Annotated in this window: 8 protein-coding genes and 1 pseudogene; 2 read left to right on the top strand and 7 right to left on the bottom strand. The window is 64.3% G+C overall.

Annotated elements, in window-relative coordinates; translation table 11 throughout:
- The first annotated feature begins 34 nt into the window (after positions 1-34).
- Positions 35-1,762, top strand: a complete 1,728-nt coding sequence (locus AC630_RS10765) for an ATP-dependent Clp protease adaptor ClpS (protein ID WP_074118516.1) — start codon at positions 35-37, stop codon at positions 1,760-1,762.
- Between the two features lie 33 nt (positions 1,763-1,795).
- On the opposite strand, the gene AC630_RS10760 is transcribed toward AC630_RS10765, so the two are convergent.
- From AC630_RS10760 to AC630_RS10735, 6 genes are all read right to left on the bottom strand, one after another.
- A complete protein-coding gene (locus AC630_RS10760) occupies positions 1,796-3,457 on the bottom strand; it encodes a tannase/feruloyl esterase family alpha/beta hydrolase (protein WP_074118515.1) in 1,662 nt (553 codons plus the stop codon).
- Positions 3,458-3,550: 93 nt separating this feature from the next.
- Positions 3,551-5,008: a GntP family permease gene (locus tag AC630_RS10755; protein WP_074118514.1), complete on the bottom strand. Its 1,458-nt coding sequence runs from the start codon at positions 5,006-5,008 to the stop codon at positions 3,551-3,553.
- 3 nt (positions 5,009-5,011) lie between these two features.
- Positions 5,012-6,031, bottom strand: a complete 1,020-nt coding sequence (locus AC630_RS10750; protein WP_074118513.1) for a patatin-like phospholipase family protein — start codon at positions 6,029-6,031, stop codon at positions 5,012-5,014.
- A gap of 107 nt (positions 6,032-6,138) precedes the next feature.
- The gene (gene serA / locus AC630_RS10745) at positions 6,139-7,383 is read right to left on the bottom strand and encodes a phosphoglycerate dehydrogenase (RefSeq protein ID WP_074118512.1); all 1,245 of its coding nucleotides are present in this window, start codon (positions 7,381-7,383) and stop codon (positions 6,139-6,141) included.
- Between the two features lie 99 nt (positions 7,384-7,482).
- On the bottom strand, positions 7,483-8,715 hold the full coding sequence (locus tag AC630_RS10740; RefSeq protein ID WP_074118511.1) for a rhodanese-like domain-containing protein: 1,233 nt from the start codon (positions 8,713-8,715) through the stop codon (positions 7,483-7,485).
- Between the two features lie 175 nt (positions 8,716-8,890).
- A complete protein-coding gene (locus tag AC630_RS10735) occupies positions 8,891-10,225 on the bottom strand; it encodes a DUF1963 domain-containing protein (RefSeq protein ID WP_245330335.1) in 1,335 nt (444 codons plus the stop codon).
- A 152-nt stretch (positions 10,226-10,377) separates the two neighbouring features.
- Here AC630_RS10735 and AC630_RS46850 point away from each other — a divergent pair.
- A pseudogene (locus AC630_RS46850) lies at positions 10,378-10,570 on the top strand (GntR family transcriptional regulator); the annotation flags it as partial.
- A gap of 6 nt (positions 10,571-10,576) precedes the next feature.
- Here AC630_RS46850 and AC630_RS45350 read toward each other — a convergent pair.
- A complete protein-coding gene (locus AC630_RS45350) occupies positions 10,577-10,741 on the bottom strand; it encodes a hypothetical protein (RefSeq protein ID WP_167561171.1) in 165 nt (54 codons plus the stop codon).
- Between the last annotated feature and the right edge of the window lie 255 nt (positions 10,742-10,996).

Genomic DNA, 10,996 nt, shown 5'->3' with positions numbered 1-10,996 from the left:
TCTATTCTAGTTCTGGTTGCAGCGAGGTCATTTCATGACGAATGATATGCGCGGCGAGCGTGAGCCGGCTCAGCTCGTGATTTACAATGATGACGACACGCCGGACGAATTCGTTATCGGGCTGCTCCGCCAGGTTTTCGGCAAGACGGACCGCGAAGCCACCGCGCTGATGACCCGAATCGAGCGCGAGGACAAAGTCGCCTGCGGTCCCTATCCGCAATCCGTCGCAGAAGCGCTTTTCAAGTCGGCCAAACAATATGTCTGGCTCGGCCAGCATCCTTTGAAGATCACGCTTGAAGAGATCCAGACGCCCTGCGAGCTCTGCGGCACCCCGAAAGGACAGACGGATGTTCGCGTCGGCAGCCGCATCGTCTGGCTGTGCAGCGACTGCATTCGCGCGGCTGACACAATGAGCACGCCGAAAGAGCCAGAAAAGGAGTTCGAACACGCCTGCGACGTGCTGGACTGGCATTTTACCGGAGTCCCGCGCAGCAAGCTCGTGACCACGATCCGCCAGTTTCCCGGACATATGCGGGTGGATGTTCAGGCGGCGATCAACAGGCTGTTCGGCAACGCCATCCGGCTGTTCGGGCTGAACGAGGAACAGCGCTACGAAACGCTGTCGATTTCGCGGCTCCTCCGGGAGGGCCGCTATGCGCTCGCGATTGCACCGCTGCAATATTCCGACATCGATGTCGGCGAGAAGATCCCCGTCAAGTGCCTCGACAACGGCTTGTGGCTGTGCGAGCAGGATGGCCTTCGTTACGCGGTATTGCTCTGCGCGCATCGCGAATACAGTCGCGAACCCGGCATTCGTCTTGAGATCGTGGTGCCTGCGGGCACCGCAGGCGCAGTCCTCGTCCAGCAATGCTTTGGCGAGCTGGAACAGGCCGTGCAAGCCGCGCGCACCTACCGCGGCAAAATCCTCTCACTCGACGCCGACTCCGATTATCGCGGCTTCTCGCGCGGCATCACCGTGCATCGCTTGCCGCCGGTCGCACGAGACGAAGTGATCTTGCCGGAGCGGACCCTACGGCTGCTCGATCGCAACGTGCTGAACTTCGTCGGGACACGCGATCAGTTGCGCCGGCTTGGCCAGTCGACCCGCAAAGGCATCTTGCTGTACGGGCCGCCGGGCACCGGCAAGACCCATACGATCCGCTATCTCGCAACTCATCTGCCCGGGCATACGACGCTGATCATCACAGCCGAGCAAATCGGCCTTCTCGGCGCCTATATGAGCCTGGCACGGCTGCTGCAGCCTTCGATGGTGGTGATCGAGGATGTCGACCTCATCGCCCGCGACCGCGATGACATGGGACCGTGCGAGGAATCCATGCTGAACAAATTGCTCAACGAGATGGACGGGCTGAAGGAGGATGCGGACATCCTGTTCGTCCTGACCACCAACCGGCCAGAGGACCTCGAAGGAGCTCTCGCGGGTCGCCCGGGGCGCATCGATCAGGCGATCGAAGTGCCCCTCCCCGACGAGACCGGCCGCGGTAAGCTGGTCCGGCTCTACGGCAAAGGACTGCCGCTCGACGATGCGGTCGCCGCCGAGGCTGCCCGGCGCAGCGAGGGCACGAGTTGCGCGTTCATCAAGGAATTGATGCGACGGCTCGCGCAGGCGAGCATCGCGCGCGATGGCGGCAACTCCGTCGTCTCAGCCGATATCGACGAGGCACTCGACGACATGCTGTTCTCCGGCGGCCGGCTCAATGCGCAATTGCTTGGCGGCGCACAGGCCATGGCGGCGGGATAAATCCACCGCCATCGCGGTCTGTTTGCATTTGCCTCACGGCGCGCAGGTGAAGCTCGAGGCCGCCGTCACCGGGCCCGACTTGTAGTGCGGCCAGGCCGGCCAGCGGCACAGCGGCAACGCGCGGAGCGTTGCAAACGAGGGCGCATCGACTTTCTGCTCGATGACTTCGAGATCGCCGGGCGCCTTTCCCTTCTCGACCCAGTCGACCAGCGCGCTCAGCATGTCGACATTGGCCGGCGCGCCGGAGCCGACATGGTCGACGCCGGGCGCGGTGTAGAGCCGCGCGAACTCCGCAGTCTCGGCCTTGCCAAGCTTGCGCTCGACGCTCTCGAAATAACGGATCCCGGCATAGGGGCTCTGCGCATAGTCGGCCATGTGCTCGAGCATGATCAGCCGGCCGCCGCGGGCGCGGAAGCGACTGAGATCGGGATCGGTCGAATCCATCAGCTTGGAGACCTCGAGCAGCCGCGCCTTGTGGTCCTCCACCTTGTAGGTGGTGACGTCGAGCTTCGGATCGCGCGCGAACACATATTGAATGCCGCCGGCGCCGTAGATCCAGGCGATGCCGTTGTTGGGCGCGGGCGGCTGCGCCGGCGGCGCCGTGCCGAGCCACCACGCGATCCAGCCGCCGGTCGGCCCGATCGCCGGCGTGTCCTCGCCCGACACGCCCCAGCCCGGATAGTCGTCGAGACCGTTGGCGAGCGCGAACGGGAATTTGTAGGTCGCATGCAGGGTGTCGACCGCCTTGATCTGCGCGTCGGTCAAACACTGATCGCCGCTCTGGCCACCGGCGCACCGCAGCGTCTCGACCTTGAACGCCGCCTTGCAGGCGACAGGATTTTGCACCAGCGCATCATCGGAGCCGTCGGCCTTGTCGCAAGCCGCCCGCACCGCATCGGCCACGAGCTTCACCTGCGCCGGATTGATCCAGCCAGCGCCCATCGTCGCAAGACCGGACCGCGCACCGGCATGCTGCAAGCCAACCCAGTTGATCACGGGCACGCGCGCAAAGATGCCATCGAAATCGTCGGGATAGCGCTGCGCCATGGTCAGGCCTTCGCGACCGCCTTCGGACGAGCCCATGAAGTACATCTTTTCCGGCTTCTTGCCGTAGGCGCGCTCCATCAGCGCAACGGCCGCATCGCGCACCTTCTTGTAGGCACGATGGGCGAAATTCTCGAAGGCTTCGTCGTTGAGCGCGAAGAGCTGCGGCGGCTCGCCCGGCTTGGACTCGTGGCCGGAATCGGTGCCGTATGTAACGAAGCCGCGCGCGAGCGGCGACGGCTTGTCGAAGGGATAGGCGGGCGGCAGCCCAAGGCCGGTGATGAGCACGCCGTTGAAGCCGCCACCGCCATATTGCACCGAGCGGCCGTTCCACTCGACGGGAAGATTGACCTGGAATTTGATCGGTGGCGCCTTGGGGTCGACAGGGTCGATATGGCCGAGCACCTTGCAGAAGCCGAGATTGGCTGGCGTGATGCGCCCCGACGGCGTCGGCCCACGCTCCGCAACAGCGAGTTGCGACGGCGCCTGCAGGGTCGCTGAATCTATCTTCACGGCGCCGGCGCCGCCATTGAGGCCGTTGCAGACCGTATCGGCATCTTGCGGCAGCGTCGCCGCGGACACGGCGTTCGTGCCCAGTGTGGTCATCGCGACCGCGAGCAACACACACAGTCCCGCACCCGTACGCGCCATCGTTTCCACCCTTTTTCTGTTCTCGCCCGATCCAGCAGGCGGCCGCATTCAATGCGACCTTCGCCGCGCCGTCAACGAAACATCCATGGCCGGTCAGAACGATCCCAGCATGCTGCCCGCGCCGATCACGACGACCAGCGCGAGTAGCGACGACACGATGCCCACCATCACGATGTCGAAATAGCTGTCGCGATGCGTCAGGCCGCAGATCGCAAGCAAGCTCACCACGGCGCCGTTGTGCGGCAGGATATCCAGCGTGCCGGAGCCGATCACCGCGACGCGATGCATCAGCGCGAGGTCGATCCCGGTGCGCGAGGCAAGCTCGACATAGGTCTGACCGAGCGCGTCGAGCGCGATGGTCAGGCCGCCCGATGCCGAGCCGGTCAACGCGGCCAGGATGTTGGTTGCCACCGCCAGCGACACCAGCGGACCGCCTTCGATCGCGAGCACCCAATCGCGCACCACCGTGAAGGCCGGCAGCGCGGCGACGACCGCACCGAAGCCGACGAGGCTGGCGACGCTCAGCGCCGGCAGCACCGATGCATTGGCGCCGGCATCCATGCTCTGCCGCAATGCCGGCAACCGGGACCAATTCAGCACGATAGTCGTGAGAATCGCTGCAGCCAGCGCCACCACGACCGACCACACGCCCGCAACCGCGGCCAGCGATGTGTTGCCGAAGCGCTGCTCGGCGAGATAGGAGACGTCGAGCCGCGGCAGAACCACGAGCGACATCACGAGATTGACGGCCACGACGACGATCAGCGGCACGAGGGCGCTCACGATCGGTGACGGCGCGCTGCTGCGATGTCCGTGCTGCAGCTCTGCCGGGTCGAACTCCCGCGCCGTCGTCGCGCGCTCGCGCACGAGTTCATCGGCGGCTGCACGCTCAGTCGCATCCTCCCCGTCCTCGTCGCCAAAGCCTTCCCCGGCGCGGCGGGCCGCCGCTTCGGCCCGGCCCAGCCACCACAATCCCGTAGCGAGCATGACGAGGGAGGCAAGGATGCCGAGACCCGGCGCGGCAAACGGCGTCGTGCCGAAGAACGGCATCGGGATCGCGTTCTGAATCGACGGCGTGCCCGGCAGCGCCGACATGGTGAAGGTCGAGGTGCCTAGCACGACGGCCGCCGGAATCAACCGGCGCGGGATCGCGGCCGCACGAAACAGGGAACGCGCCATCGGCACGATGACGAAGAACGCGACGAACAGGCTGACGCCACCATAGGTCACCACTGCACCGGCCAGCACCACCGCAAGGACCACGCGCCGTTCGCCCAGCCGCTCCGCCATGAATCCCGCAACCGACGTCACCGCCCCGCTGTCGTCCATCAGCTTGCCGAAGACCGCGCCGAGCAGGAAGATCGGGAAGAACTGCGCCAGGAAACCGGCCGCGCTCGCCATGAAGACCTGCGTCAGATTTGCAAGCAGTGGCTCGCCGCCGAACAGCGCGGCGACGAGCGCGGCGAAAGGCGCCAGCAGCAGAACGCTCCAGCCCCGAAAGGCAAACGCCACCAGCAGTCCGAGCCCGACGAGAAGGCCGAGAAGACCCATACCTCAGCACTCCGACAGCAGGACATCGAAATCGGCGGTCGAGCGCTGGCCGATATCGGCGCCGTGCTCGGCGAGAAATGCCTCGGCCGCAAGCCGCCCCTCGGTTCGGAGCATCGAGACGAATTCCCATTCCGCATTGAGCTTTGACGATGCGCCGAACTTCGCCAGCATCTCGCTCTTGATCCGGTGCGTCCGCATCTTCGCCCAGCGCGCGCCCTCACCGCTGCCGGGATCGGCGGCCTGGCGCAGCAGCGCGATCATGCGCAACTCCTTCATCAGCGGCGAATTGAAGGAGATCTCGTTGAGCCGGTTGAGGATCTCCGCCGCCGTGCGCGGCTCCTCCGGCCGTTCGGCCGGATTGATCTGGACGAGGATGGTGTCGTAGGCGCCGCTTTCGCGCACCAGCGGCGTGATCGTCGGGTTGCCGGCGAAGCCGCCATCCCAATAGAGCTCGCCGTCGATCTCGATCGCGCGGAACATGGTCGGCAGGCAGGCCGATGCCAGCAGGACGTCGGCGGTGATCTCCGCATTGCGGAAGATGCGGCCGCGCCCGGTCCGCACGCTCGTCGCGGTGATGAACAGCTTGATCGATGAGTGCGCGAGGCGCTCGAAATCGATGCTCTCGGCCAGTACAGCGCGCAGCGGATTGTAACCGGTCGGATTGAGGTCGTAGGGCGAGAGCACCCGCGACATGAGGTCGGTGAGGATGTAGGCCGGCGACGTATCGAGCGTCCAGCGGCCCATTAGCCGGTCGAGCGGCGAGCGCTGCAGCGGGCTGAAGGCCGCGGCCCGGGAGACCCGCCGCCAGTACTGATCGAGCGCGTCGCGCGCGCCCTCCGCACCGCCCGCTGTCCATCCGTGCGCCAGCACGGCCGCGTTCATCGCACCGGCGGACGTTCCGGAGATCGCGGCGATCGTGAGCCACTTTTCTTCGAGCAGGCGGTCAAGCACGCCCCAGGTAAACGCGCCGTGCGAGCCACCGCCCTGAAGTGCGAGATCGATCAGTACGGCGTCCCGTTCCATCGGCACCCACCCAACTGAAGTTCAAACTCGACGCGATTTATAGCACGCCGAGAATGACAGCAGTGTAGCGAGCTATGGCCGCGAGATGCAACCGTAACGTGATGGGCCTAGTGCTCGAACACGAGCCGCGCGCCGACCGTACCTTCGAGGCTGCGGATCTGCTGGAGCAGCGTTGCCGAATCCTGGCCGCCGAGGTCAGCGTCGAGCACGACGTAGCCGAGGTCGCCGGCCGTCTCCAGATATTGCGCGGCGATGTTGATGTCGCGCTCGAGGAAGACCTCGTTGAGCCGCCGCAGCATGCCCGGCACATTGCGATGGACATGGCTGAAGCGCGCGCCTGAGGGGCGCAGATGCAACTGTACTTCCGGGAAATTCACCGCGCCCATGGTCGAGCCGGTAATGAAATAGTCGACGAGCTTGCGCGCCACCTCGCCGCCGATCCGCTCCTGCGCCTCCTCGGTCGAGCCGCCGATATGCGGCGTGAGGATGACGTTGCCGAGCCCCTGCACCGGGCTCTTGAAGCGGTCCGAGTTCGAGGACGGCTCGACCGGAAACACGTCGATGGCGGCGCCGGCGATGTGGCCGTCGCGCAAGGCGCCCGCGAGCGCATCGAGATCGACCACAGTGCCGCGGCTGTTGTTGATCAGGAACGAGCCCGGCTTCATCGCCCGCAGCTCCTTCTCGCCGATCATGCCGGCGGTCTCCGGGGTCTCGGGCACATGCAGGCTGACGACGTCGCTCTGCGCCAGCAGCTCCTCCAGCTTCTCGACAGGCTCGGTGTTGCCGTGGCGGAGCTTGTCGGTGCGATCGAAATAGATAACCCGCATGCCCATCGCTTCCGCCAGCGTGGAAAGCTGCGAGCCGATATTGCCGTAGCCGATGATGCCGAGCGTGCGGCCGCGCACCTCGCGGCTGCCGGTCGCCGATTTATCCCAGCCGCCTTCATGGGCCGACACCGAGCGCGGGAAGATCTTCCGCAGCAGCATCACAATCTCGCCGATCACGAGCTCGGCGACGCTGCGCGTATTGGAGAACGGCGCGTTGAACACGGGAATGCCGCGCTTGCGCGCCGCCAGGAGATCGACCTGATTGGTACCGACACTGAAGCAGCCGACCGCGAGAAGCTGGTCGGCGGCCGCGAGCACCTCATCGGTGATCTGGGTGCGCGAGCGGATGCCGAGCAGCGATACGCCCTTCAGCGCCTGCCGTAGCGCCTCGCCGTCCAGCGCCTTGGTCAGCCGCTCGACATTGGTGAAACCCGCAGTCCTGAACAGATCGACAGCGCTATCATTGACGCCTTCGAGCAGCAGCGCCTTCGCATTCCGCTCGGGGCCTTGGCCTGGGGCTGACATAGAATCTCCATCAATAGCGGCTTTGCCGCAGCTCATAGACCGCGGACGATGCGCAGCACAATAGGGTTTGGATATGGGGAGAAGATGGCCGGGCGGTAGTCAGATCACGTAAAACCCGTGCGTGCCGTCACGGCGGAGCTGGTCGACCAGGCCATATTCCCAGTCGAGATAGGCCTGCATCGCGCGCTCGGCGACCTCGGTGCCCTCGTAGGGACGGCGATAGCGATGCGCCGGGTCCAGCTTCAGAAGGACGAGCGGTGGCCCGACTTCGAGCGAGGCCTCATAGCCGCCTTCCAGCACATAGACTTCCCAGCCCATTTGCGCGAGCCAGGACGCCGTCATGTCGGCGCGCACACCCTTGTCGTCAGTCAGGAGAATACGCGCACCGCGCACCGGCGCGGCCATGTCGGTCTCCTGGACGAGTTGGCCGCCCGGATAGTGGCGGAAGCCGGGGAGATGACCGGCCGCATATTCCTCCGCGTCGCGCACGTCGAAGCGATACAGCGTGCGCTTAGTCTCTGCGAGCAGCGCGGACATCTCGTTCGCGCCGATATGGCGAACACCGGCGCGATAGGCGACGTCGCGCGCATTGGCAGGGCCGCCTTCGAACGGTCCGACCGCGCCACGCCGGTCCGCACCGTGATCGAGCGTGTGCCGCGCCAGCGTCCAGCCGATCGTGCCGTTGCGCAGCGCCCGTACCTTGTTGGGTACGCCGGCATTGATCAGCGACTGCGTGCCGATGATCGAGCGGGTGCGGCCGGCGCAATTGACGATGATCGTCGTATCGGGATCGGGCGCGGCCTGCCCCACCCGCAGCACCAGCTCCGCGCCCGGCACACTCACCGAGCCCGGAATGTTCATGGTCGCATATTCGTCGAAGCGGCGGACGTCGAGGATGGCGATATTGGCCTTGTCCGCGATGAGTTTCGCGACCTCGTCGGCACTGAACGAGGGTGTATGGCGGCGCGCCTCGACCAGCTCGCCAAAGGCCTTGGAGTAGGAATTGACGTCCTCGAACACCTCGTAGCCGGCGGTGCGCCAGGCCTTCAGCCCGCCGTCGAGTGCCCGGATGTTGGTGTAACCGAGAGCCGCAAGACGCTCTGCGCCAGCGGCCACCAGCCCCTCGCCGTCATCATAGAGCACGACCGGCACATCCTTGCGCGGCAGCCTCACCTCGGCTTCGATCGCAATCCGGTCGACGGCCATGTTAGCCGCGAACAGGGGATGGCCGGTGGCGAAGGCGGCCTCGGATCTGAGATCAAGCAGCGCGATCTCCTCGCGCAGGAGCAGTGCGCGGCGAATATCGGCGGAGGTGACGGTCGGAAGCTTCATGGCGCGAACCCGGGAACAACGACCATGAGCTTTTGAACGATTGCCGAAGTGTTGGCTAGCCTTTCCGGCGAACAGGACGTCAAGGTGGCAGCCTTGTCGGGACTCGGCCAAGGGCGAAAGGGACTACGTACGGAATCGCCCGACATAACCGCGAGTTCGCCGCGCAGACACCGCACTAATCGCATTCGTATGTGGCGACGGCTTGCGAAAAGTCGCGTTGCGCGAGGGCATCCGGATTGATCCAAAAATGAAGGACACACCCAATGTTGGAGTGCCAATCAAGAAATGCGAGATCCCCTTGTATCTGGAGCAATAGTATATCCTCCAAATGCTCCTCGGTCGCATCTTGTGGGCCGCTGCCATATCCCAGCATCTGGTGAAGCGCCGTGCTGAAATGACGGTATTGCCCATCTTTCGCGGTCGGCGTCTTCCAGTGATTCTGCCGCGCGAGGTTCACAAGATAGCTGAGAGGGGCGTCGTCGCGAATATCGGCGTCCTTGGCGGCCATGCAGCGGATCGTATGGTTGATGGCATTGCCTAGATCCGCCGCGATTTGCGTCGTGTACGTGGATACCTGCCCGTCCATCTTCTTGTAGGCCTGCACAACGTCGAGCCACCAGGACCTGAAGGTCGCTTTTGTATCCGCATCGACATTATCCATTGGGGTCAGCGCCCGACAACGCTCAAGCCACCCGATCGCACCAGCGCGAAGGCGCTTCAATTCCACGGCGGCCTCGTCCGTGAGCGGCTTGTAATAGGATCGAGGCGTCAGATCGCGCTGTACGCGCGACAATACCGACCGAACCACATAGGTGATCAGGAGCCAGTTGAAGGGCCAATGCTCGTCTTTCTCATATTCGGACACACTTCTAAATTGGAGCAGATCCAGTTCCTTCGGCTCGCCCGGGCCCAACGCCTTACATAGTTCCTCGATCATGAGCTCACCGCCCACGGCATCCTCGGAGAAGAGGAAGTCACGGAACGGCCGGAAGGAAAGCGGGTACTTGAACTCGACCTTGGAATGAAAATCGAGGGCTGGATCGAGCCACTTGACCTGGGCATCACCGTCGGTGCCTGCAAGCGGCATCAGATCCGGCGGTGGGGCACGGTCGGCATACGCATCACCAGCTGTATCACTATAGAGTACGCGACACGGTGGACGCCCTTCGCCAACGAATACCGAACTGCAGAAGAAATAGAGCGTGCCTCGCTTCGGAAGCGGCGACCACTTGGCCCCAGGCAATTCGGCCAGATCGATCTGGGCCACGAAGGTGAGCGCAACTGTCTCTAACGTCTGATTCGCCTTGACCTCAGCCGTCGGCCACTCGAACTGCGGAGGCAGCTTGGGGAGACCGCCGAAGAAACTTCGCGCCGTGTGCGTGAGCGGTACGGGCAGGTCACTGCGTCTAACAAGCACGGCAGGCAATGCCGTCTCTTCGATCTCGTCCCGTTCGGATCGCGCCATCAAGGTCCCCACGACTTTAGCGTGCATCGTGTGGATCGATGCCATTTCGTAAAGCCTCGGGCAAGTGCGTTTCTTGTCCGCCGCGAAGGACGCGCCTTGTGACCGTCCGGGCGAGCTGGAATCGGCTAAGCGCTTTGTGCTCAGTCGCCCGGAACAAGGCGCCCGAGCGGCGGCCGGGACCGGCACCGCAGCTTGCAGCGCGACTCTGCACCAACCTGACCTCGCCGATCGACGTGCGGACCCGCACGTCCTTACGAGCATCGCAAGCTGCTCGATCTGTTCGCGCGCGGCGAGTTCGCGGCCTTCGAAGCGCTGATGACCACGCACATCACCAATTCGGGCGTGGTTTACGCCAGGGCCTTGAAGGTGGAGGCGCTGAAGGTGGGCTGAGCGCTTCTATCGCGCGTCTTTCGGGGCCGGCCTGTCCAGAAAATCCAGCGCAGTGTTGATCTGTTCGAGCTGATTCTCGAGCCTGTCGCGGTCTTCGACCGACTGCGCCTTCTCGAGCTGTTCGACGAGCTTCTGCTTCCGCGACAGCAAGTTCTCTATGACTGTACTCACAGCTCCCCCATCGCCAGAGGCGGGCATAGAGGCGAATTCAAATCCTGGACATGAGCGCGCGCGAACCGGGCTCGCTGCAAACCTTTCATCAGAATGTTCGCGGAGGCGGTTGGTTCCTGCACGTGAACCGCCGCGCTTGTGAATGGAACTAGAGCGTGCTGTGTTTATACGGAAACATAGCCTGAGTTTTTGAGATAGTTGGCGCACTCTTCCTTGGAGAAGACGTCGAGGAGTTCACCGACCTTGCGCCAAGTT

Source organism: Bradyrhizobium sp. AS23.2 (genome assembly GCF_001908185.1).
GTDB lineage: Bacteria > Pseudomonadota > Alphaproteobacteria > Rhizobiales > Xanthobacteraceae > Bradyrhizobium.
The sequence above is the reverse complement of the archived record's forward strand: the minus strand, read 5'-3'. Positions and strand labels throughout refer to the sequence as shown.